This window comes from Bacillus sp. MMSF_3328, from assembly GCF_030733525.1.
Classification (GTDB): Bacteria; Bacillota; Bacilli; order Bacillales; family Cytobacillaceae; genus Bacillus_AB; species Bacillus_AB infantis.
The window spans coordinates 428,941-451,019 of record NZ_JASHIV010000001.1 but is presented as its reverse complement, the minus strand read 5'-3'; the positions used below and the strand labels follow the sequence as shown (position 1 = coordinate 451,019).

The following is a 22,079-nucleotide window of genomic DNA, read 5'->3' as shown; positions in this document are numbered from 1 at the left end:
GGGTCACCCTTCTTCTGCAATTGATTTTGTCATGGGTTGATGCTGGTCAAGAATGGAATGGATCCGCTCCTCCAGCAGGCTATTAAGGAAAGGGACAGCTTTCATACCTTTGTCAATCATATCTTTAGAATGATCGATATAGCGGTTGGCTATCAGAAGAAGATATCTTTTCTGCTCAGCAGACAGGTCGGCAAGCTCTTGTTCCTTTTTAGGGAATACGAGGCGTTTAAGTCGTTCAAACAGAAACGATGTCCCCTGATCCAGATAGCGTCCCCTTTCTTCCATGAGTCTCTTCATCAGCAGAAGGTGGGATGACAGTTCGGTCCATGCCGGTTTGTTAAAGCATTCTGCAATTTTTGAGAACAGTGAGGACTCTATCAGCCTGACGCTTTCCATCAGTCCTTCGACATTTTCCGTTTCATGCTGGTATACAGAGATTTTATGCTCGTTCACTTCTTTGATGCCGTCCGACAGCAGCCGGATCATTCCAATATCCTTTGATTCCGAGAGAATCTTATAATATAAGCTGCTGTAGTAAATGCCGGCGAGGACCGTAAGCTGCCTGTTTTTTTGCATTTCGCCGGCAATTTGTGTATTGCTGACCTGTTCATGGGTATCAAGGGCGACTTGTATAAGCATGGCTGTCACTGAGTAGTCATTCTTCTGCTTCTGAGTCAATTCAGCTTCATTGAGCATGGAGACAAGAAGGAGCAGCTTATCCTGATCGATAACCGGCTCATCAATATATTTAAGCAGGTAGGGGTGGAGAACCTTTCCCTCAATCTGCTTCCGGACATATTCCATATTTATTTTAATATCCTGCAATCTGATCACCCTTGTTCCCCGAAGGTCATTTATGTATTTCCTATGATGCTCGTGCATTCGTTTTATATAAAGCGGTGCTGGTCTGGGCGCTACCCATATAGCATTCGCCATTAGGGGCCATTTTAATATTGTCCACAATGAAACAGAGACAATTATATCATAAAAGGGGTTGCCGTGGCAGATTATATTGAAACTTATGTTCCGCCAGAAGCAAAAATGCCAGGCTTAAAGAGCACTCTGGAAATTTCGGATGCTCTGCCCCTATTTTTTCGCTTCGCTTTCCACTTCTCCATAGCATGTCATGATGGAAGCATTGCCCCTGATTTTTATTGCGGAAGTATGCTCGGTGAATTGAGCGATCATGACTTCCCCTTTATCAAGTTTTTCAGAATGGTGAAAGCGCGTGTCTGAGCCTCTGGTCAGCCCGATTACATTCACGCCGTCTTCTTTTGCTTTAATTACCACATAGTCTCCTGCCGGATTATTTCTTGTTTCCATATCCTTCACTCCTTCAAGCCGCAATCGGCCAAGATAAAAGGCTAAAAGCAGTACTTTCAGCCTCCGGGACAGATTAATCTTTAATTAATGAAAGGACTTCAGCCCTGGCCCTGGCATCCTCTGCCAAAACACCTCTTACAGCAGAAGTGACAGTTTTGGAACCAGGCTTTTTAACGCCTCTCATCGTCATGCACATATGCTCAGCCTCTACGATGACCATTACACCGTGGGGCTCCAATTTTTTCATGATAGCATTCGCTACAGTTGAGGTAATCCGCTCCTGCAGCTGCGGTCTTTTTGCCACGGCCTCGACGGCCCTTGCAAGCTTGCTGAGCCCGGTCACCCTTCCATTCCTGGGGATATAGGCAACATGAGCCTTCCCAAAGAAAGGTACCAGATGGTGCTCACACATACTGTAGAATGGGATGTCCTTTACAAGAACAAGCTCCTCATGCTCTTCTCCAAAAATAGTTTCAAAGTATTCTTCAGGATCCTGTCCGATCCCCATAAAAACCTCTTCATACATCTTGGCCACACGCTTTGGTGTATCGAGCAGGCCTTCGCGGTTAGGGTCTTCTCCGATTGCTTCTAATATAGAACGCACCGCTTCTTCGATTTGGGCGCGGTTGACATTTGCCATGATTCATCCTCCTAAACCATATCTCTCTAGTGCCTTTACCCCTACATATTAGCACATCCATTTCCAAACAGGCAAAATACAAGGTGTGAGGCTTGTGACCTCGGTGCAGCTGCTGGATGATGATCAAGAATTGCTCATGGCCTGCAACTTACCATTTATATATTCCCAAGCAAAAATAAAAGGCCGCGAAGAATTTCGCGGCCTTTTGCTCAAGCATAAGCTTAAAGCACGGTATGTACTTATTTAACAGCGTCTTTAAGCGCTTTACCTGGTTTAAAAGCAGGAACTTTGCTTGCAGCGATTTCGATTTCATCACCAGTCTGCGGGTTGCGGCCCTTACGTGCAGCGCGCTCGCGGACTTCAAAGTTTCCGAAACCGATCAATTGTACTTTATCACCATTTTTAAGTGCGTTAAGAATAGTATCAAATACAGCGTCAACTGCTTTAGTAGCGTCCTTTTTAGAAAGCTCGCCAGCTTCAGCAACTGCGTTAATTAGTTCTGTCTTGTTCATGCCTTTCACCTCCTCCCAAAAATCTTGCCCTGATAAGGATCTTATCATCATTTGTAAACAAATTTACGGAATTCTATACGTCGTGATGATTGGCATACCTTATATTAAATGAACGGCATGAAGATTTCAATCTTTTTTGCTAAAAAACCTTAATATATAAGGGTTTTCGCGGCCACGACGGTAATTCTGTTAAAAGATTATCATAATCATCTGGGCATATCAAGAAATATTCATTAATTAATGGTAATCTTTTCTTATTTGAAACAAACTTGTAATAAGACACCCTTTTTTGTTACCCAAATCACTATTTTTCAAAACATATAACCTATTTTATCAATTGGCTTACCTAGGGCTCCTTTTTGATAACGGAAGCTTTCAGTCTGGCATTCAGCACTGCTCTAAGGAATCAAGCTAAGTTTCATACGACTGAGTACAGATTAACAGCAATGTTTAACACAGCCAATTGATAAGGCTCTTTTCTCATAGATTGTTGCTATTTTGCCTTCCTTGTAAGAGGTGATAAATTACACCTTCAGGAGGCAAATGCTGCTAGTGCTTGCCATAGCGGCATGCTGAAAAATAAGCGGAGAATTTCCCCCTAAGTTTGAAAAAACTCTAAAAACAGCTCAAATAGACGGAGAAATTCCGTCTATCGACTCAAAAAACAGGAAAATGGGCATTTTCGCTCCACATAACCGGAAATTTTCCGCTTATTTACAATCACCCAGACCATATTCAGCAGCTTAACCGGAAATTCTCCCCTTATTTTAAGGCTTGCTGGTCACTCAAATAAGAATAAGACTTCCTGTTTTTTCAAAACCACTCCTGCCCTGTTAGCCCAAAAAACCTTTCTTCACGCGATACCGAAAAATGTAAATCATTCTTTATAATCATTAAAAGCAACAATCTTTACGGTAAGAGCCCTTGATAAAGTTCCAAAACGGTCCCCAGTATACCACGCTAAAAAAGAAGCGCTAAAAAGGGCAGCTTCCGCTGCCCTTCAGATTTTCATTATAGGATGATGGCAATCAGGCCGCCGGATCCTTCATTGATGATTCTTTCCAGCGTTTCCTTCAGCTTGTATCTGGCGTTTTCAGGCATGAGAGAAAGCTTTGCCTGAATTCCTTCTCTTACGATGGAGCTGAGGGAGCGGCCAAATATATCAGAATTCCAGATGGATAGAGGATCGTCTTCAAAATCCTGCATCAGATAGCGGACAAGCTCCTCGCTTTGCTTCTCAGTGCCTATGATCGGGGCAAACTCGGATTCGACATCCACCTTGATCATATGGATGGAAGGCGCCACCGCTTTGAGGCGTACCCCGAAACGTGCTCCCTGGCGGATGATTTCCGGCTCATCAAGGCTCATATCAGCAAGCGACGGTGCTGCTATGCCGTAGCCGGTCTGCTTCACCATTTTCAGCGCATCCGAAATCTGGTCATACTCAGCTTTCGCATGGGCAAAGTCCTGCATCAGTTCAAGAAGATGATCCTTGCCGCGGATTTCAACCCCCACAATTTCTTTCAAAATCTCATCATATAGGTCATCCGGGGCAAAGAGGTCGATCTCTGCAACCCCCTGGCCCATTTCTATTCCGGCGAGGCCTGCCCTGTCTATGAATTCATAGTCGCTGAAAAGGTGGACAACACGGTCTACATCTCTCAGCCGTTTGATATCCTTGACGGTTTCCTTCACAGCTTCCTGGTAGCTCTCGCGGAGCCAGTGATTCTCCCGCAGGACCATCACCCAGCTTGGCAGGTTGACATTTACTTCGAGTACCGGGAATTCGTACAATGCTTCACGCATTACGCTCAATACGTCTGTTTCCCTCATGCTTTCCACGCTCATGGCCAGCACTGGAATGTCATACTTCTCAGACAGCTGGACTCTCAGCGCTTCAGTGTTCGGGTGGTGAGGCTGGACGCTGTTGACGACCATGATGAAAGGCTTGCCGACCTCTTTCAGCTCCTCAATGACTCTTTCCTCAGCCTCGAGATAATTCGTGCGCGGTATTTCCCCGATTGTACCGTCTGTTGTGATGACAACACCAATCGTTGAATGCTCCTGGATGACTTTTCTTGTCCCGATCTCCGCTGCTTCATGGAAGGGGATCGGTTCTTCATACCAAGGTGTAGTAATCATTCTTGGACCATTTTCATCTTCATAGCCTTTAGCTCCAGGCACTGTATAGCCGACACAGTCGACGAGCCTGATGTTGACATCCAGCCCCTCTGCCACCTGGACGGCAGCTGCCTGATTAGGGACGAATTTGGGCTCTGTCGTCATGATGGTTTTTCCTGCCGCACTTTGCGGGAGTTCGTCCTGTGTGCGCGCCCGGTCTGCCTCATTGCTCATATTCGGAAGCACCACCAGCTCCATGAACTTTTTGATAAACGTGGATTTACCAGTGCGGACGGCACCAACTACTCCGAAATAAATATCGCCGCCTGTTCTTTCGGCAATATCTTTAAAAATATCTACCTTTTCCAAGTGATCCCCTCCTGAATCTTGAGTTAGTGGGATAATATTATCCTATCATTCAATTATTTTTGGACATTATATATTTATGACGTTGTCCTATTTCTTTATGACAGTTTTTTTATTTTTATCCCCTTACTCTCCCGCTTTGAAAAAGCACACTCTCTCTATACGCTGGAAAATTGCTTTTAAAAAAGAAAAACCCTTCTCCTACAATATATTTTGCAGAAGAAGGGTTATGACTATTTCGCCAAAAAGATTGGTTCTCCTTTGGCATTGATTGTATAAGGAAGCGAATAGGCAGGGACAAAGAGGGAATCTTTCCCAAGGAGCGAGCGTATATCATCGCCTTCCTTATATCCATGCTCTTTGTTATTTTCCACCGCCTCATAGAGATCCGGCAGATAGTCTACGTAAACGTCTCCATTTCCTGAGACAACAAAGTGGAGATCGCGGCTGGTGTACGGACTCACTGCCAGCGGTTCCTCTTTAAAGCCAAGGGCTGCATAATCGAGTGTATAGACATTATCGGCGATTTTCTCTTTATATGGCGGATATCCCTGCAGCTTGATGCGTACTTTGATATCCCTGATCGCCTCAGCCATCCTGAGGTCGAAGAGCTTGACTTTTGGATCTTCTTCCGCATCCATGATTACGTACTGGAAGATGCCTCCGGATTCAAAGCTGTTCCCTGGCGGCTCGGCCATATATTTTGGCGAGATTTTCTTGAAATCTATCGGATATTTCTGGTAAGTAGGTGTATCTTCCTCCCTCGTCTTTATAGGAAGGATGCCTCCATTGTCTTCCTGAAACTGATCAACAGCACTCTGGACAGAATTGACCTGATCCTGATATGGTGTCTGATTCTGCGAAAGCTTGTCCTCCGGATACATGCATCCGGCAAGCAGAAAGGATAAAACCGCTGTCATTGACAGCATGGCTAGCTTCTTTTTCATAGATTCCAATCCTTCAGGTTTTTAAATTTGTTATTCATTGGTAGGTCCGCTCAAAACGACAAACAGAATGATTAACCCGGAAACAATCATTAACAGATACGCAACAAGGGCAGATATGAATTTAAGCGGTTTATTGTTTAATTTATACCGGCTCAGATAAATCATTAATATTGATATGAACATGAACCCCATTGACGCTAAAGATACCCACATCTTCATTAAAGCAGGCGACATTGTCTCACTCCCTTTTCCGAAATGTATTATATCATACAGGCTGAAAATGAATCAAAAGCATTTCGCTTAAAATGCTGGCGCCAGCATGGATATTTCGATGTACTTTCACAAAAAAAGAGCCAAAGCAAAGATGGGGCAATCTCTGCTTTGGCCTTATGCGACTAAATAACCCATGCACCCTGTTCATATCACCAGTTTGCTTCGTTGCATTGTATGCAGGAAGTTCCTTTCCCGCATCCTCGAATGCCTAAATTTTGATGCTCAGGCTAAAATAAATATCTTCTCTTGCAGCAAAACATATCATTCACTTGTCAATCCTGTCTTCAAGTACATTTGCAAGGTCTTCCATTTCATGCGTTTTCCCTCTTGCCATCAGCTTGTCGACAGATTCCTTCGGGTCGGCTCCATTAAACAGCACTTCATACAGCGCTTCAGTAATAGGCATTTTCACATTGTATTTTTCAGCGAGCTGGTATGCAGCTTTCGTGGTTCTGACACCTTCAACAACCATTCCCATATTATCCAGGACTTCCTGCAGGCTATGACCTTTCCCAAGAAGGTTTCCTGCCCTCCAGTTGCGGGAGTGGACGCTCGTACAAGTGACGATCAGATCGCCGATTCCGGTTAATCCCGAGAAAGTCAGCGGACTTGCACCCATTTTGGTGCCAAGCCTGGCAATCTCGGCTAGCCCCCTTGTGATAAGGGCCGCTTTGGCATTATCTCCATAGCCGAGGCCATCGGTGATCCCTGCCGCCAAGGCTATGATATTCTTCAGCGCTCCGCCGATTTCCACGCCAATGATATCAGGATTTGTGTATACCCTGAAGTTATGGTTTATAAAAAGATCCTGTACATGCTCTGCCGCCTCAATGTTCTTTGAGGAAACAGTGACTGTAGTCGGATGGCGGAGGCTCACTTCCTCTGCATGGCTTGGACCGGAAAGGACCACAACGCTCCCGAGGGCTTCACTTGTGAATTCTTCCTCGATCATTTCTGATATCCTCAGCAATGTATCCGGTTCGATCCCTTTGCTGACATGTACGATAGTTAGAGGCACACGCTGAAATTCATTAATCTTACCGGCAACTTCCCTGATGGCTTTTGTCGGCACCGCCAAAATCAGCGTATCAACACCATCAAGGGCTTCTTCCAGTGAGCTGAAGCCTTGAATGCCTGAAGGCAATTTGATATCAGGCAAATATTTTTGATTGGTGTGCTGTTCATTGATTTCCTTGATCTGTACAGGGTTATGCCCCCAGAGCCTGACCTGGCGGCCATTGTCAGCCAGCACCATGGCGAGTGCCGTGCCCCAGCTGCCTGCACCGGCAACGGTTATCTTGCTCGATTGATCCAGCATACAATCACACCCTTTTTATTTTCTTTCCCGTGCAAATATCTTAATTGGAGTACCTTCAAATCCAAAAGCATCTCTTATGCGGTTTTCAAGGAAACGCTCATAGGAGAAATGCATAAGTTCAGGATCATTGACGAATACCACAAAGACAGGCGGCTTGACAGCCACTTGAGTCGTATAGTAGATCCGCAGGCGCTTTCCTTTATCGGTAGGTGTTGGATTCATCGCCACTGCATCCATGACAACATCATTCAGGACACTCGTTTCCACACGCATGCTATGGTTCTCGCTTGCCTGGTTGATCTGCGGAATCAATGTATGGATCCGCTTCTTTGTTAAGGCAGACAAGAAGACGATCGGCGCATAGTCAAGGAATTGGAAATGCTCCCTGATATTTGTTTCAAACGCCTTCATGGTTTTTTCATCCTTCTCGACAGCATCCCATTTATTGACGACAATCACGACAGCCCGGCCGGCTTCATGCGCATAGCCCGCAATCTTTTTATCCTGCTCAAGGATGCCTTCATCAGCATCGATGACAACAAGGACGACATCTGAGCGCTCAATGGCTCTTAATGCTCTCAGGACGCTGTATTTTTCAGTGCTTTCGTACACTTTGCCTTTTTTACGCATTCCGGCTGTATCAATGATCACATACTGATCCCCATTGTATGTAAGCAGCGAATCGACAGCATCACGTGTCGTGCCGGCAATATTGGAAACAATGACCCTTTCTTCCCCCAGAATCGCATTGACAAGGGAAGATTTCCCGACATTAGGGCGCCCAATCAGGGAGAACTTGATGACATCATCGCCATAGTCCTTGTCCTTTGTATCAGGAAAATGCTTTGCAGCTTCATCAAGCAGGTCTCCAAGCCCCAGCCCATGGGAACCCGAGATCGGGATTGGCTCACCAAATCCAAGGGCATAGAAATCATAGATCTGGTCGCGCATATCAGGGTTGTCAATTTTATTGACCCCAAGCACGACAGGTTTCTTTGATTTATACAGTATTTTAGCGACTGCTTCGTCAGCTGATGTAACGCCTTCCCGTCCATTAGTCAAGAACAGGATCACATCAGCTTCTTCGATGGCGATTTCAGCCTGCTGCCTGATCTGCTCAAGGAAAGGCTCGTCTCCTATATCAATCCCGCCGGTATCGATAATATTGAAATCAAGATTCAGCCATTCAGCTGAACTGTAGATTCTATCTCTGGTCACACCAGGTATGTCTTCGACAATGGAGATCCTTTCTCCTACTATTCTGTTGAAAATCGTGGATTTTCCGACGTTTGGACGTCCTACAATGGCGATAACCGGTTTAGCCATGAACATCACCCTTTCACTTTTATATACTTTAAACACTGCTCGAAAGAGTCAAATGAATTGCTTTCAACATCATCCTGATTTTCAGGATGGCCCGTGTATAAAATAAACCCTTCCTGTTTGCAGAAGGGCCTAACCTAATCATTTTATCAAAGAGGCAGTTTCCCCGCAACGAAAACATTGGAAGAACCATCAATGCTTGACAATTACATACATTTCATCTGTCAGAGCGTGGGCAATTCCGTCTAAAATGGCTTCAAGGTTGGCAGCCACATGCTCCATCTCTTTTTTGTCGTCACAATGAAATACAGCTGCCCCTGAAGGTGCCTTCTTTGGGTTCGTCGTAATCACTGCCAAAATAAATTTCTCAATGACCATTTCCGCTCTTCCTTTCCCGTTCAGACGGCATCCTTATGGCATTTTCAAGCGTCGGCACACTGCCGATCACTTTAATGGCCCTTTCAATGTCCTTCTCCTGGGGCAGAAGAAAAACCCCGACTCTTCCATCATCCAAATCCCGCTTGGCGAGAGGGACCAGCGCAGGTGTCCCGGAATCCCTGTAAACCCCCATCGCGATCGAGACATCGTGGAGGATCGCCTGCCTTTGGCCAAGATTGGCGATGGTTGAACGCGCGTCAAAGGATTTCGGCTTTAAAATGAATCCCATTCCATATCTCAGCACTTCCTCCTGCCTTGCAGGCAGCCCGATATTCATGATATAAATATTGTCTACATAAAGGCCAGCCCCATCAAAGCGCGGTTCCATATATTCAATTTCCACAATATCCCTGAGCTTTCCGCCTGCCATGAGCTTCTTTGATATCAGCACAGACAGTATGGCCGCTATGATGCCGACCCAGATGTTAATCACAATATAACAAAGGGTGCTGATCAAGGAAGTGAATATCACAAGATAATTCCGGCTTTCAAAAGCAACGGCAATTCCCTCAATATAGGTTTTGCCCCTGGATACCAATTCATAGGAATCCAGTTCTGCCAATGTATTTCTTTCCATGTTCCTGACCTCCCGGAACTGGCTTGCCGCAAGAGTCAAAAAAGTCACCGCTGTAAAATCCTGTTCTAGAATAGAAGGGACAGCAACCGTCCCGAGAGCCGCAGCAATGAACCCAAGGGCAAGGTGTATGATTTTACCATGCAGATATGTCGGGTACTGCCGGTAATCCGTCCGCAGCATGTACATCCTTGTGGCCGTTCCAATAATCAGGCCAAAAACAATCGGGTATGTATAATCACTCATAATATCTTTTGTTTCTCCTTTTCCAGATTGGCTGCCTGCCGCTCTAAATATGCTGCGAGTTTGACAAATCCGTCCCACAGAAGCAATGCACATGATGATATAGCTGCCATATCAAGAAAAGAAAAAGACCAGGCCTCATAGGCCAGGGACAATTTCTCCAGTACCATTGAAAAAAGGAAATCCCCCTGAATGGCACCTGTCAGCATGGCTGCAATTCTTTTCCTGCAGTCGGTAAAAAGTACGGCAGACATAGCAAACATGATGGCTGCCAGCATCCATTCTTTTTTGAAAACCACCCAAACAGGATCAAAAAGAGCAAAAAGCTGAAAACTTGTATACGCAAGCATGATCATAAAAACAGAAACAAAAAAATAAATTGCTTTAAGCCTTGTTATGCGGGCAGCCTCGGCATAGCAGCAAATCAAAATGAAAGCTCCTGCTGCTGAAATATGGAGACTGCCCAAGGAAATTGTATAAGGCGAAACAATAATGGCAATCAAAAGGCAAGCCGACAAAGCCGTCCTTCCGTTCTGCTGTCTTTTCATAAAAAATGCCGCTGCAATCCAGCAGCACCAGGCGCCCATATAAAAGAAAAAGCCTTCCACACTACCACCACCTATCATTTCCATTATGGGTAATAGTTATGTACTTTAATCTTTATTACATAAACTTTTGTCCTTGTTTCATCTTAAATAGCAGGGGGTGTTAATCATGGGAAAAGACAGACAGGAGAAAAAATTAAAAGCAGGCGGAAGAGTCGAATCTGACCGCGACCAGGCCCTTCACTATCCAGGGGCGACCAAGCTTCAAAGCCTGGAAGAAGCCAGGGGCATGAATGACTCTAAGTATAGCTAGAAAAGCGGAGGGCGCTTGCTCAGCCCCGACAAGCATAAGACGCTCCTGGATAAAAGGCGTTCTTTGCCTTTAATCCAGGAGTGGCTTATGACTCGAGCACCTAGGAGCCGGAGCTGGACAAATAGAAGAGCGGTGGCGACTGTTCTATCGCCGAGCGCAGGCTGAGGGCGCCACGTCCTGTGGCAACGCCTCCATCACCTGCATCCTGTGGGCCTCAAGCACAAGACTCCTGGATAAAAGGTGCTCTTTGCCTTTAATTCAGGAGTGTCTTTTGACACGAGGGGTGGCTTTGGAGCTGGACAATAGAAAAGCGGAGGGCGCCTTGCTCAGCCCCGACAAGCATAAGACGCACAAGAATAAAAGGCGTTCTTTGCCTTTAATTCTTGGGTGGCTTATGACTCGAGGGGCTAGCTCCTGGAGATGGACAACAGAAAAGCGGAGCGACTGTTCCAACGAGGAACGCAGGCTAAGGGTGCCGCGTTCTGTGGCAGCTTCTTAAAAGGGCCTTTGTCCTCTACAATCTAGGGAATTTAATAGATCACTCTTTTATGGCTGGAACCATTATTTTCGCTTCTATCAGAATAGTGGTTTTAGCTTCGGTGGCTGGGACCACTATTCTTTCTTTTCATCACAATAGAGTCCCAGCTTCGGTGGCTGGAACCACTATTCTTTCTTTTTGCCACATTAGTGGTCCCAGCTTCGGTGGCTGGAACCACTATTTCTTTCTTTTTGCCACAATAGTGGTCCCAGCTTCGGTGGCTGGAACCACTATTCTTTCTTTTCGTCACAATAGTGGTCCCAGCTTCGGTGGCTGGAACCACTATTCTTTCTTTTTGCCACGATAGTGGTCCTAGCTCCGCTCTTCCACAAAAGTAGTCCTCTACGGTTATCCTATGAGCAATACAAAAAAACTCCCGCTAATTAAGCAGGAGCCAATTCCTATATATTCCTCTGACTAAAAACCTTTGTGTTTATCCCCCGTTCAGACAGCCAATGATGGGTTTTGCCTGATATGATGAATGGGGCTCTTTGGAGGTCCTTTATTGTTTCAGCCCCGAGCGCAGCCATAATAAAAGCGAGCTCCTCATGGAGGGTATGTATTTCCTTTATAAGCTGTACATGACCTTCGCTCATAAGAATCTTCAGGAGGTATCCGGCCATTGCAGCAGCATCTGCGCCGCAGGCAATGGCTTTCGCTGCATCGAAAGCTGTCTGGATGCCGCCGGAACCGATGATACTGACTCCCGTTTCTTCTGCTTTTACCTCAAGGATTGAGGTGGCAGTAGGTATCCCCCAGCCATTGAAAAACGAAAGGAGCCGTTCTCTTCTTTCATTCTCAATCCTGGCAAAGTTTGTGCCGCCAAATCCCCCGACATCGATCGCTGAAACACCGGCAGCTGCAAGCTTTGCAGCACTTTCTCTGCTGGTCCCGAATCCAACCTCTTTTACAATCACAGGCACATGGACGTTTTTACAAATAGACTCGATCCTTCTCAAGGCATCCCTGAAGTCCCGGTCTCCTTCTGGCATCGTCAGTTCCTGGACCACATTCAGATGTATCTGCAGGGCATTCGCTTCAATCATCTCGATTGCCCTCTTAGCCTGTTCGGCATCTGCTTCACTTCCCAGGTTGCCGATTACAATCCCTTTCGGATTTTCCTGCCGCACAATTTTGTATGACTCCCGTTCGGCAGGATCCTTCAAAGCTGCCATTTGCGAGCCCACTGCCATGGCGAGGCCTGTTTCGGCCGCAGCCATGGCAAGCTCCTGATTGATTTTAAGCGTTTTTTCACCGCCGCCGCCTGTCATCGCGTTTATTAAAATTGGCGAACTTAGAGTAAGTCCGCCAATCTCAGTTTCTATTTTTACTTGATCCACAGCAGAATCAGGCAAGCTTTGATGAATAAAATCAATATCGTCAAATCCGGCAATGCGCTTTTGACCTGTTGAAAGGGCAAATTCTATATGATCCCATTTCCGTTTAGATCTTGACAAATTATATCACCATTATTTTTTCAGATTCTTTAACTGATCACCGATCATTTCACCAAGCTGGAAGCCTTTTGTTTCTTCAGGCATCTCATAACTTGTATCATACTCAGCTTCTTTTTCTTCAAGATCCTTGATGCTTAGAGACAGACGCTGATCGTTTTCATTTACATCCAGTACCTTTACTTGTACCTGCTGGCCTTCTTCAAGCACCTCATGCGGCGTACCAATATGCTTGTGGGAAATCTGGGAGATGTGAACAAGACCCTCTACTCCCGGGAATACCTCAACAAACGCTCCATAAGATACAAGGCGTCTCACAACTCCGTCAAGAGTGCTTCCTTTCGGGGCCTTTTCTGCGATATCAGACCATGGCCCAGGCAATGTTTCCTTGATGGATAGGGAAATGCGCTCATTATCCCTGTCTACGCTCAGCACTTTTACCTGTACCTTCTGGCCTTCTTCCACTACATCGGAAGGCTTTTCAACATGCTCGTATGAAAGCTGGGAAATATGGACAAGTCCGTCAATTCCGCCGATATCGACAAATGCGCCGAAGTCAGTGATGCGCTGGACAGTACCATCCAGAACCTGGTCTGCCTGGAGGTTAGCAAGGATATCCTGCTTCTGCCTGCCCTTTTCTTCCTCCACAACAGCTCGGTGTGAAAGGATCAGGCGGTTTTTCTCCTTATCCAGCTCAACGATTTTAAAAGAAAGGGTCCTTCCCTTATAATCGGAGAAATCCTCAACAAAATGGGCTTCAACAAGCGAAGCCGGTACAAAGCCGCGGACGCCAAGGTCCACTACCAGGCCGCCTTTGACCACATCTTTAATTTCAGCGTCAAAAACTTCGCCGCTGTTGAATTTCTCTTCAAGTGTATCCCAGGCCTTTACTGCATCCACTTTGCGCTTTGAAAGGATAAGTGCCTCTTCCTCCACTTTGAGTACTTCCAGGTCAAGTTCATCACCTTCAGCCACAGCATCTTCCGCTTTTTCAATGTGAAGGCTTGAGAGCTCGCTGATCGGGATGATCCCGTCAAGCTTGCTGTCCTGGATATCCACAACAACCTGCTTTTCTTCCACTTTGGTGACTTTCGCAGTTACGCGGTCGCCCACCTCAAAGTTTTTTACTTCAATTGAATTCATTTCTTCTGATTGATTCATCTCTTCTGACATATGTAATCCTCCTTAATCCAATGACTGCTTGCAATCTTTTATAGTAGATGTGATATTTTCACAGCGGAAAACAAGGTCCTAAATTAAAGACATAGAATATTCTAAAAAGATGCCTTTCCTCTAACTTCTTACAAATAGCTTTATTTGTCAAGCAAGAAGACTTATCTGTGCTGCTCAATAAGCTGGCGGATTTCCTGCATGATCATCTCCGTCACTTCGTCAGCGGACGCTCTGTTTTTCCGTGCTTCTTCCATATCCAGAGGCTTCCCGTACACTACCTTCAATCTTTTAAACGGCTTGTATGGGCCAATGATTGCACAGGGTACTACATGGGCCGGTGCCCTCAAGGCAAAGAAGCCTGCCCCTGCAAGGCCTTTTCCCAACTCCCCTGTTTTACTTCTTGTACCCTCAGGAAAGAGCCCTAAAACATTTCCTTCCTTCAAAAGGCCAATCCCTTTCCTTAGAGCTTCCCTGTCGCTCATGCCCCTCTTAACCGGAAAGGCGTTCAAATTCCTGACTATTGTCCCTAGTACCGGCAGGTTAAAAAGTTCTTCCTTGGCCATGAAGTGAACCGGCCTCGGAGCAGTAATCCCTACGACGGGCGGATCCAGATTGTCGATATGGTTGCTGCACAGCAGCACGCCACCCTCAGCCGGAAAGTTCTCCTTCCCGATCACCTCAAAACGGTATATCGGTTTCAGCGCCCCGTAAACGGCTGATCTTACAAAAGAATAGAATGTCAAGTCAATCCGATCCTTTCTTCAGCAAGCAGCATGATCTTCTCTACAACTTCCGGAATAGCAAGCGAGGTAGTGTCAATTACCACTGCATCATCAGCTTTTTTAAGCGGCGCTACTTCCCTTTCAGAATCCAGCTTGTCCCGGTATGCAATATCGGTTTTCAGCTGTTCAAGATCTGACGGGTAGCCTTTCTTTATATTCTCCTGATGTCTCCGCATGGCCCTCTCATCAACTGATGCAAGCAGGAATACTTTTACCTCTGCATGGGGAAGGACATGGGTACCGATATCACGGCCGTCCATAACTACCCCGCCGCCGATCGAGAATGCTTTTTGCCTTCTGACCATCTCTTCCCGGACCTTGCGGTGCTTCGCAGCAATCGATACAGAGTTGGTAACAGCGGCTGTTCTTATCACTTCAGTAACATTTTCACCGTCCACAAGGATAATTTGCCCCTGTTCACCTGGAAGCAAGTCAATCTGGATGCCTGTGAGAATATCCATCAGCTTATCTTCATTTTCCAGGTCAGCGCCTGCCTCAATGGCTTTATATGTGAGTGCCCTGTACATGGCCCCTGTGTCTATATAAATATATGATAGCTTTTCAGCTGCAATTTTTGCCACAGTGCTTTTTCCTGCTGCTGCAGGGCCATCGATGGCAATTGAGATTTTTTTGATCATATTTCCTCCTGTTACGCTTCCAGTTGGGTTTCTCTAAAACTTACAAGAACCATTTTAACATATTATCCGCTGGTTTTTTATCAATATTTTGTCCTTTGACCTGCCTCTGAAGGGGTTTAAGCATACAAAAAAAGCAGGCCGCTTATGCCCGCTCATTTTCCGCCGAAAGTCTCCAGCAGCTCCTCAAAGCTATTCTTTGCCACACCTTCGTACTGGGCAAGCTGCTTCAGCTCAGGCATGACATCATATTTATGGAGCAGTACCTGGGCTGCGAGCAAAAAGAGCAGCTGGATAATGACTGCTTTCACAATCAGCCGTTCGAGCATCTTCATTTCCATCCCCGCCTGTTGACAATCTTATTATCATTATTGGCATCCAGGCAGGCAATTATTCGTTAAGCTTCCAGGCCTTTTTTCTTAAGGGCAAGCTGCCTGTCAAAACAGAAGCGGAGAAGAAGCTGCCTGCCGGATGGGCCCAGATCTGCAAATTCAATCGATGCCTTATTTTTCAGTTCATTATGCTCTATGATTCTCACAATTTTTGCATCTGCTTTCAGATAATGATAGTCCCCATTCTGAAGGGCCAGCACCAGCAGTACTTTTATAAATATGCCTGCATCGAGCGGGCTGTCTTTATCCACAAGCAGACTTGCCCCGCCGGCACTGATGTCTTCCGTTACAGCCTTAAACGGGGAAAATTCGCGGCCAATCGGCTGTACAGCAGCATCGATGGCTGCTTCGATCCTCACGTACTGCCGCCTCTGGATTTTGATAAGCTGCTTCGGGCCCGGATAGGATAAGACCATTAACGGGATATTCTGCTTAACCCTTCCTTTTACTTCTGTAGTAAATAAGAAAACGGATCCGTCATCTGAGACGAATGTAGCTTTAAGCTGTGTACCGTCAAGCAGGAAGGCTGTTTTTCCTGATTTTACATTGACCGGGTAATCAATGAAAAGGGCATTGTCATTCTTTTCGGCCAGCTTGCATCTATATATTTCTTCTTTATGTCCATTCACTGTTTCAAGTGTTATTGAATCTCCAATTTTTATCATGCTGACCCACTCTCTCTTGCTCTCTCTTAAATACACGCTTTTCAATCAGACAAAAGGATAATCCTGTCATTTAATTATGACACGGGACCCATGGGTGAATCAAGACCTTATATAGTTCCAAAGACCTGTTTTTGTGATATTAAAAAGCCCGGGAATATCCCCGGGCCCTGCAGTACATTCCTTTTAAACCACATCTTCGTAAATGGGCTCTGCATTCTGCAGCTTATCCACTTTTTCTTCAATGCCTGAATCAGCATTGATATAAATCCGATATGTGTCATCGCCCATTGTACCCAGGAATTCATGGCATAATACTTCCTGGTTAAGGTCATTAATGATTACCGCAAGTCTCGTTTCCTGTATCTTCAGATTAGGATTGATCTTGTCCCTTGCCTCTTCCTGGCTTAAGCCCGCTTCAGGCAGTTCCCTTATGTGGTGTGACTTAAGATAATCCTCTGCTGAAAAGCCAATCATTTGCCCGTTATCAAGGGCCACCTTTACTTTTATCGAATCAGGATAGACTCTGATATCATCTTGTTTGGATACGAAAGTAAATACTCCGACATTATCGTATTGTGTACTTTCAAACAGGTCCAAATCCTTAAATCCATTGTCACTGAGGAATTTAATGGCTTTATTCCCGGCTTCATTCAAACTGACAGCCTGGTCGTTTACATCTCTGCTTAGGATAAACCAGATCGGATATCCGCCTTTTTTTGTTATATCCATATTGGCTTCCCTGCCGGTTTTCGGATCCTGGACAGAGACACTGTAGAAGCCGAAGTCAGAGCCTTTTCCGTTTTCCGTTACTTTTACAGCCGCCTTTTTCCCCATTCCTGCATATTTCTCAGCAATGGAGCGGGCTTTATTTTTTGAAATAGCCTCTCCCTCTAAATATTTATAATTTGAATCATCTTTCTGCAAATTGACCATGGCGGGGCCAAAATCGGTCTCCCCATAACTCTCAACCGTCTTTTCCACGGTTTTGAACCCGTCGATGATTGTATTGTCCATTGGCTGTTTATTGGAGGCAAGCGCCATTTCAACGTCCATCCATCTGAGATTATTCTTCAGGACCATATGCTGGACTTTGCGGAGCTCCTGCTGGATATCGGCTGATTCTTTATAAAGCCCCTGAAGCGCCTTATACTCTTTATCTGACAAAGGTTCTTTGTCCAGATCCCTGACTGCTGTGCGGTAGCTGAAATCCCCGATCTTCGCAAGAAAATCCTCTGTCTTATTGAATGGCATAAGTGTAAGCGGCAGCTGGCCAACATCACTATGGGCCGTGGATGTTATTTTCCAGACATCAGCAAGCGCCGGTGAAAGGGATTCCCTGGAATTCATGGCTAATGTAGTCCCAATTTTGTCATGAAGCAGGTCGGTCTGGTATGTCAGGTCATGAAAGGCCCTTTGATAGCTGTTTTCTGCATTAATAAGAATCGCATTCTTTTCCCTGTGCTCCTGGTATCCCCAAAAGCCGGCACCCGCAGCTCCAAGGGCGAGTACGGCAATAAGTATCCCTCTAATCACTGTAAACCACCTCTCTATTCACAGAAAATATGTTTTCCGATCTTTTTGATTTGCGGCCGCGTCCAAATCCATCCGCTGGTCGCCGTATCAGGATTGAAATAATAGAGCGCATCGCCGGTTGGATCCCAGCCGTTCATAGCGTCCATCACTGCTTCTTTTGCAGTTTCATTCGGTGTCAGCCATATCTGGCCGTCTGCCACAGCCGTAAAAGCGCGCGGCTCAAAAATCACGCCTGAAACTGTGTTGGGGAAGGTAGCGCTTTGCACCCGGTTCAAGATGACAGCTGCCACAGCCACCTGGCCTGTATAAGGCTCTCCCCTTGCTTCTCCATAAACTGCGTTTGCCATCAGCTGTATGTCATTCTGCGAAAATCCTGATGGGATATTGGCAGCAGAAGGCTGTTTGGCTTCAGGTTTTGCCGGGGCGCTCTGGCCACCGCCTCCGCCCTGTCCAGCACCGCCTGAAGGCTTTTTCTGCTTGTCCAGGTCAACACCGCCATAATGGGTAAATTTATTGCCTTTGTTGACTTGTTCTTTTACAAACTGTTCGTTGTACTTGGAAGCTTTTGCAAGCTTGGCCTTTGTTTCCTGGCCTGCCAGCCCATCAATCGGCAGACCGAATTCGTATTGGAAATTACGCAGCGCCCAGTAAGTTCCCCATCCAAATACCCCGTCGATTTTACCGTTATAAAACCCGAGGTACTGAAGCCTTGACTGAAGTTCAATAACATCATCGCCCACAGCACCATGCTGGATGACCTGAGCTGAAAAAGCATCTGCTTTTTCAGATGGCCCCAGCAGCGGGAGTGCGGCTGCAAAAAGCGGAATGAGCAGAGCCAGCTTAATCACCAATAATTTGTTTTTCATGGATAGCAACCCCCAGATGATAATCTAATTAACATTAACCCTATTTTTTTCAGAGGCTGGGTTTTTATGCAAATGAGAGTAATTTGACGGTAGTAAATATATGGAAGGCAATACTTATGCCCCCGGAACAAAAGCGCAAGCGCCTTGATCATCCCCCGACAGGCATAAGCCGAACTTCCCGGAAAGGCGTTCTTTGCCTTTTAGGGAGGTTTGGCTTCCTTAACTAAAAAAACCCTTCACCTAGGGGTAAAGGGTTTTCTGATAATCAAAGCTCTCCTCGATCTGTTTCATGCTCATTGCCCTGGCCATCTTGACCTTTCTGAGGCCATACCACCAGAGGAAAATCATGAAGGGAACCATGATAAACTTCCAATGTTCCTGGGATACGAGAATAAAGTCATAGGTTCCATGGAGGATAAAAGGCAAAAAGAGTGAGAGGCTGATCCATTTCTTCCTTGATTCAGCCGTAAACTTGCCTTTTCCGATATAGTAGCCCATTATGACACCGAATAATGCATGGCTAGAAACCGGCAGCAGGGCACGGCCAATCGCATATTCCAGCCCATTGGCAATAAGATACAGGATATTTTCCGCAGTGGCAAAGCCAAGGGATACGCTTGCACCATAAACAATGCCATCATACGGTTCATCAAAGCTTATATGCTGATAAACGGTATAGAATAAAATAAACCATTTGAAAAATTCTTCGAGCATACTTGCGGAAAAGAATGCACTGACAATATCAGATTGGACAATCTGCTCGGTCTCAAGGACATACTGGATGAACATGATCGGGAACACCAGCAGGGCACCAAAAAGAAAAGTCCTGAACACCATTGAAACTGGCTCGGAATCGTATTCGTCCTTTAAATAAAAGTAGCTAAGCAAAGCCAGACCAGGAGCTATTCCGGCAGATAATATTCCCAGCATGAGCTGTCCTCTTTTCAATCTGTTTTCTTAATCGTATCATGATATTATGATAATGAAAATGGATTAATCATAGATCAAGCTTATTTTATGGGGAAAAGGCAGCGGTACAGGATTCCCATGAATTCCTCCCTTCCGCAGCATTTTCTGCAAATCATCCTGGAGGCTATAGAAATGACAAAGAAAAAAATACTCATCATCCATACAGGCGGCACGATTTCAATGAGTGAAGATGCTTCAACCGGTGCCGTCGTACCTACAGAAAAGAATCCTATGACAGATAAAACGAATGAGCTGTTTGAACTGGCCGATATCATAGTTGAAGAGCCTTTTCATCTGCCTTCACCGCATATTACACCAGTAGAAATGCTTGTACTAAGGGATTTAATAGACAAGCACTACCAGACTGGGAAAATAGACGGAGCAGTCATCACCCATGGAACGGATACACTCGAGGAGACAGCTTATTTTCTTGATCTTACCCTCCAGGCGCCAATCCCTGTGATTGTTACCGGTGCCATGCGGTCAAGCAATGAAATAGGATCGGACGGCCTGTATAATCTGATAGCCTCACTGAGGGTGGCTGTAAGCAGCGAGGCTATGAATAAAGGGGTACTGGTTGTTCTGAATGATGAGATCCACACAGCGGAGAATTGCACTAAAACCCATACCAGCAATGTCTCAACTTTCCAAAGTCCCCAATATGGACCGATCGGGATTGTCACTAAGAGGGGGGTGCTCTTTCACCACTCGCCACTCACCAAAGAAAGCTACCAGATATCCGATGTTTCCAAAAAGGTCGTGCTCGTAAAAGCGCATGCCGGAATGGATTCCTCATTGCTGATGGCTATTAAAGACCTGCAGATGGATGGCGTGGTCATTGAAGCGCTTGGACAGGGCAATCTTCCGCCTGCAGCAGCTGTTGGGGTTCAAAGCCTGATAGAAGCCAATATACCCGTTGTCCTTGTGTCCAGATGCTTCAATGGGATTGCCCAGGATGTATATGGCTATGAGGGCGGCGGCAAGCAGCTGAAAGAGCTTGGAGTCATTTTTTCAAACGGCCTGAACGGTCAGAAAGCACGCCTGAAACTGCTGATCGCGCTGACCCTCACTGATGAAATGGAGCATATTGAAAGGCTTTTCCAAGTATAATGAAAAGGGGCACCGGTTGCGGTGCCCCTTTCATATTCAGCTGTCCGATTCACGCTTCTTTATAGCTTCCGCAATGATCCCGCCATGGAAGCGGCCATTTTCAATGAATATTTCATTTGCATTATTGCCCGCTGCAATCACGCCCGCTATAAAGATTCCTTCAATATTTGTTTCCATCGTTTCTTCACTGTAATGCGGCCGTCCTGATGCGGGGTCAATGACAATCCCCATCTTTTTAAGGAAGGTGTGATCAGGATGGTAGCCAGTCATAGCAAAAACAAAATCATTTTTTACCGCTTCCTGCCTGCCCTCTTTTTCATAAATGACTTGGGTCTCGGTGATTGCTCTCACTTCTGCATCAAATTCCATTTTCACTTGGCCTGACCGTGCAAGTGATTCAAATTCCGGCAAAATCCACGGTTTGATGCTTTGGGAGTATTGGCTTCCCCTGTACAAAACTGTTACTCTCGCACCCGCTTTGTTAAGCTCGATGGCTGCATCCACACTTGAGTTCTTTCCGCCAATCACCACTACATCTTTATTGAAATAAGGGTGGGCTTCCTTGAAATAGTGAAAAACCTTGGGAAGGTCTTCCCCTGGTATATCAAGATAATTCGGGTTGTCATAATAGCCTGTCGCAATAATTACATACGGAGCAGTATATTGTCCTTTATCCGTCTGGACGACAAAGCCTTCCTGGTCCTTCGTGACTCCAAGGACCTTTTCATACGCACGGATATTAAGCTGCTTCCTCTTTGCCACTTCCCTGTAGTACACAAGGGCCTGGTTCCTCTGCGGCTTATAATTTTCTGTAACAAAAGCCACCCCTCCGATTTCAAGTTTTTCAGCCGTACTGAAAAAAGTCTGATGGGTCGGATAATGATAGATGGCATTGACAATGTTTCCTTTTTCAATCACAAGGGGTTCCTTTCCCGCTTCCTTTAACGCAATGGCTGCTGCAAGTCCGCAGGGGCCTCCTCCTATAATAATCGCATCTTCCGATTTCATATGTCAGCGCTCCTTACT

The 22,079-nt window shown here is 45.8% G+C and carries 24 protein-coding genes; 2 read left to right on the top strand and 22 right to left on the bottom strand.

All coding sequences use genetic code 11. From position 1 onward, the window contains the following. Positions 1-3: 3 nt before the first annotated feature. The 12 genes from RBB45_RS02275 to RBB45_RS02220 form a co-directional block, all read right to left on the bottom strand. Positions 4-834 (bottom strand): heptaprenyl diphosphate synthase component 1, encoded by an 831-nt coding sequence (locus RBB45_RS02275; RefSeq protein WP_035403033.1) that lies wholly within the window; start codon positions 832-834, stop codon positions 4-6. A gap of 252 nt (positions 835-1,086) precedes the next feature. Next, the gene (mtrB, locus tag RBB45_RS02270) at positions 1,087-1,323 is read right to left on the bottom strand and encodes a trp RNA-binding attenuation protein MtrB (RefSeq protein ID WP_022544139.1); all 237 of its coding nucleotides are present in this window, start codon (positions 1,321-1,323) and stop codon (positions 1,087-1,089) included. Between the two features lie 73 nt (positions 1,324-1,396). Beyond that, the gene (gene folE, locus RBB45_RS02265) at positions 1,397-1,963 is read right to left on the bottom strand and encodes a GTP cyclohydrolase I FolE (RefSeq protein ID WP_009794841.1); all 567 of its coding nucleotides are present in this window, start codon (positions 1,961-1,963) and stop codon (positions 1,397-1,399) included. A 239-nt stretch (positions 1,964-2,202) separates the two neighbouring features. Then, a complete protein-coding gene (locus RBB45_RS02260; RefSeq protein WP_009794840.1) occupies positions 2,203-2,475 on the bottom strand; it encodes an HU family DNA-binding protein in 273 nt (90 codons plus the stop codon). Positions 2,476-3,486: 1,011 nt separating this feature from the next. Beyond that, a complete protein-coding gene (spoIVA, locus tag RBB45_RS02255) occupies positions 3,487-4,965 on the bottom strand; it encodes a stage IV sporulation protein A (RefSeq protein WP_009794839.1) in 1,479 nt (492 codons plus the stop codon). Positions 4,966-5,195: 230 nt separating this feature from the next. Further along, positions 5,196-5,909 (bottom strand): hypothetical protein, encoded by a 714-nt coding sequence (locus RBB45_RS02250; protein ID WP_306009053.1) that lies wholly within the window; start codon positions 5,907-5,909, stop codon positions 5,196-5,198. 30 nt (positions 5,910-5,939) lie between these two features. Beyond that, positions 5,940-6,143, bottom strand: a complete 204-nt coding sequence (locus RBB45_RS02245; protein WP_009794837.1) for a DUF2768 domain-containing protein — start codon at positions 6,141-6,143, stop codon at positions 5,940-5,942. Positions 6,144-6,447: 304 nt separating this feature from the next. Further along, positions 6,448-7,500: an NAD(P)H-dependent glycerol-3-phosphate dehydrogenase gene (locus RBB45_RS02240; RefSeq protein ID WP_094767145.1), complete on the bottom strand. Its 1,053-nt coding sequence runs from the start codon at positions 7,498-7,500 to the stop codon at positions 6,448-6,450. A 15-nt stretch (positions 7,501-7,515) separates the two neighbouring features. Beyond that, positions 7,516-8,826 carry a ribosome biogenesis GTPase Der gene (der, locus tag RBB45_RS02235; RefSeq protein ID WP_009794834.1) on the bottom strand — a complete coding sequence of 437 codons (1,311 nt, stop codon included), beginning with the start codon at positions 8,824-8,826 and terminating at the stop codon, positions 7,516-7,518. Between the two features lie 189 nt (positions 8,827-9,015). Then, entirely contained in the window at positions 9,016-9,201 is a 186-nt protein-coding gene (locus tag RBB45_RS02230; protein WP_009794832.1) for a capping complex subunit for YIEGIA, read from the bottom strand. Then, positions 9,191-10,081, bottom strand: coding sequence for a YIEGIA family protein (locus RBB45_RS02225; RefSeq protein ID WP_009794831.1), 891 nt, complete (start codon positions 10,079-10,081; stop codon positions 9,191-9,193). The genes RBB45_RS02230 and RBB45_RS02225 overlap by 11 nt, the downstream gene beginning before the upstream one ends. Next, positions 10,078-10,686 (bottom strand): YphA family membrane protein, encoded by a 609-nt coding sequence (locus RBB45_RS02220; protein WP_009794830.1) that lies wholly within the window; start codon positions 10,684-10,686, stop codon positions 10,078-10,080. The genes RBB45_RS02225 and RBB45_RS02220 overlap by 4 nt, the downstream gene beginning before the upstream one ends. Positions 10,687-10,792: 106 nt before the next feature. On the opposite strand from RBB45_RS02220, the gene RBB45_RS02215 reads away from it, so the two are divergent. Beyond that, positions 10,793-10,936: a YpzI family protein gene (locus RBB45_RS02215; protein ID WP_306009052.1), complete on the top strand. Its 144-nt coding sequence runs from the start codon at positions 10,793-10,795 to the stop codon at positions 10,934-10,936. A 939-nt stretch (positions 10,937-11,875) separates the two neighbouring features. On the opposite strand, the gene fni is transcribed toward RBB45_RS02215, so the two are convergent. The 9 genes from fni to prsW all read right to left on the bottom strand — a co-directional run bounded on the left by fni (position 11,876) and on the right by prsW (position 19,904). Next, entirely contained in the window at positions 11,876-12,931 is a 1,056-nt protein-coding gene (gene fni, locus RBB45_RS02210; protein ID WP_101550195.1) for a type 2 isopentenyl-diphosphate Delta-isomerase, read from the bottom strand. Between the two features lie 12 nt (positions 12,932-12,943). Then, positions 12,944-14,101, bottom strand: a complete 1,158-nt coding sequence (gene rpsA / locus RBB45_RS02205) for a 30S ribosomal protein S1 (RefSeq protein ID WP_170939398.1) — start codon at positions 14,099-14,101, stop codon at positions 12,944-12,946. A gap of 161 nt (positions 14,102-14,262) precedes the next feature. After that, entirely contained in the window at positions 14,263-14,844 is a 582-nt protein-coding gene (locus RBB45_RS02200; protein ID WP_009794826.1) for a lysophospholipid acyltransferase family protein, read from the bottom strand. Continuing rightward, on the bottom strand, positions 14,841-15,521 hold the full coding sequence (gene cmk, locus RBB45_RS02195) for a (d)CMP kinase (RefSeq protein ID WP_009794825.1): 681 nt from the start codon (positions 15,519-15,521) through the stop codon (positions 14,841-14,843). Before cmk ends, RBB45_RS02200 begins: the two co-directional genes overlap by 4 nt. Before the next feature lie 152 nt (positions 15,522-15,673). Then, a complete protein-coding gene (locus RBB45_RS02190) occupies positions 15,674-15,853 on the bottom strand; it encodes a YpfB family protein (RefSeq protein ID WP_022544140.1) in 180 nt (59 codons plus the stop codon). Between the two features lie 62 nt (positions 15,854-15,915). Then, positions 15,916-16,575: a flagellar brake protein gene (locus tag RBB45_RS02185; RefSeq protein ID WP_009794823.1), complete on the bottom strand. Its 660-nt coding sequence runs from the start codon at positions 16,573-16,575 to the stop codon at positions 15,916-15,918. Positions 16,576-16,758: 183 nt separating this feature from the next. Beyond that, entirely contained in the window at positions 16,759-18,108 is a 1,350-nt protein-coding gene (gene ypeB / locus RBB45_RS02180) for a germination protein YpeB (protein WP_094767142.1), read from the bottom strand. Between the two features lie 14 nt (positions 18,109-18,122). After that, positions 18,123-18,974 (bottom strand): spore cortex-lytic enzyme, encoded by an 852-nt coding sequence (sleB, locus tag RBB45_RS02175; protein WP_094767141.1) that lies wholly within the window; start codon positions 18,972-18,974, stop codon positions 18,123-18,125. A gap of 240 nt (positions 18,975-19,214) precedes the next feature. Beyond that, on the bottom strand, positions 19,215-19,904 hold the full coding sequence (gene prsW, locus RBB45_RS02170; RefSeq protein ID WP_022544141.1) for a glutamic-type intramembrane protease PrsW: 690 nt from the start codon (positions 19,902-19,904) through the stop codon (positions 19,215-19,217). Between the two features lie 171 nt (positions 19,905-20,075). Here prsW and RBB45_RS02165 point away from each other — a divergent pair, with 171 nt between their 5' ends. After that, a complete protein-coding gene (locus tag RBB45_RS02165) occupies positions 20,076-21,053 on the top strand; it encodes an asparaginase (protein ID WP_035403076.1) in 978 nt (325 codons plus the stop codon). A 36-nt stretch (positions 21,054-21,089) separates the two neighbouring features. Here RBB45_RS02165 and RBB45_RS02160 read toward each other — a convergent pair whose 3' ends face one another. Beyond that, positions 21,090-22,061 carry a YpdA family putative bacillithiol disulfide reductase gene (locus RBB45_RS02160; protein ID WP_009794818.1) on the bottom strand — a complete coding sequence of 324 codons (972 nt, stop codon included), beginning with the start codon at positions 22,059-22,061 and terminating at the stop codon, positions 21,090-21,092. Positions 22,062-22,079 lie beyond the last annotated feature (18 nt).

Coding starts and splice junctions, on each gene's coding strand:
- mtrB (WP_022544139.1), bottom strand. CDS start 1,323: ATGGAAACAAGAAATAATCCGGCAGGAGACTATGTGGTAATTAAAGCA.
- folE (WP_009794841.1), bottom strand. CDS start 1,963: ATGGCAAATGTCAACCGCGCCCAAATCGAAGAAGCGGTGCGTTCTATA.
- RBB45_RS02260 (WP_009794840.1), bottom strand. CDS start 2,475: ATGAACAAGACAGAACTAATTAACGCAGTTGCTGAAGCTGGCGAGCTT.
- RBB45_RS02250 (WP_306009053.1), bottom strand. CDS start 5,909: ATGAAAAAGAAGCTAGCCATGCTGTCAATGACAGCGGTTTTATCCTTT.
- RBB45_RS02245 (WP_009794837.1), bottom strand. CDS start 6,143: ATGTCGCCTGCTTTAATGAAGATGTGGGTATCTTTAGCGTCAATGGGG.
- RBB45_RS02240 (WP_094767145.1), bottom strand. CDS start 7,500: ATGCTGGATCAATCGAGCAAGATAACCGTTGCCGGTGCAGGCAGCTGG.
- der (WP_009794834.1), bottom strand. CDS start 8,826: ATGGCTAAACCGGTTATCGCCATTGTAGGACGTCCAAACGTCGGAAAA.
- RBB45_RS02230 (WP_009794832.1), bottom strand. CDS start 9,201: ATGGTCATTGAGAAATTTATTTTGGCAGTGATTACGACGAACCCAAAG.
- RBB45_RS02225 (WP_009794831.1), bottom strand. CDS start 10,081: ATGAGTGATTATACATACCCGATTGTTTTTGGCCTGATTATTGGAACG.
- RBB45_RS02215 (WP_306009052.1), top strand. CDS start 10,793: ATGGGAAAAGACAGACAGGAGAAAAAATTAAAAGCAGGCGGAAGAGTC.
- rpsA (WP_170939398.1), bottom strand. CDS start 14,101: ATGTCAGAAGAGATGAATCAATCAGAAGAAATGAATTCAATTGAAGTA.
- cmk (WP_009794825.1), bottom strand. CDS start 15,521: ATGATCAAAAAAATCTCAATTGCCATCGATGGCCCTGCAGCAGCAGGA.
- RBB45_RS02190 (WP_022544140.1), bottom strand. CDS start 15,853: ATGAAGATGCTCGAACGGCTGATTGTGAAAGCAGTCATTATCCAGCTG.
- RBB45_RS02185 (WP_009794823.1), bottom strand. CDS start 16,575: ATGATAAAAATTGGAGATTCAATAACACTTGAAACAGTGAATGGACAT.
- sleB (WP_094767141.1), bottom strand. CDS start 18,974: ATGAAAAACAAATTATTGGTGATTAAGCTGGCTCTGCTCATTCCGCTT.
- prsW (WP_022544141.1), bottom strand. CDS start 19,904: ATGCTGGGAATATTATCTGCCGGAATAGCTCCTGGTCTGGCTTTGCTT.
- RBB45_RS02165 (WP_035403076.1), top strand. CDS start 20,076: ATGACAAAGAAAAAAATACTCATCATCCATACAGGCGGCACGATTTCA.
- RBB45_RS02160 (WP_009794818.1), bottom strand. CDS start 22,061: ATGAAATCGGAAGATGCGATTATTATAGGAGGAGGCCCCTGCGGACTT.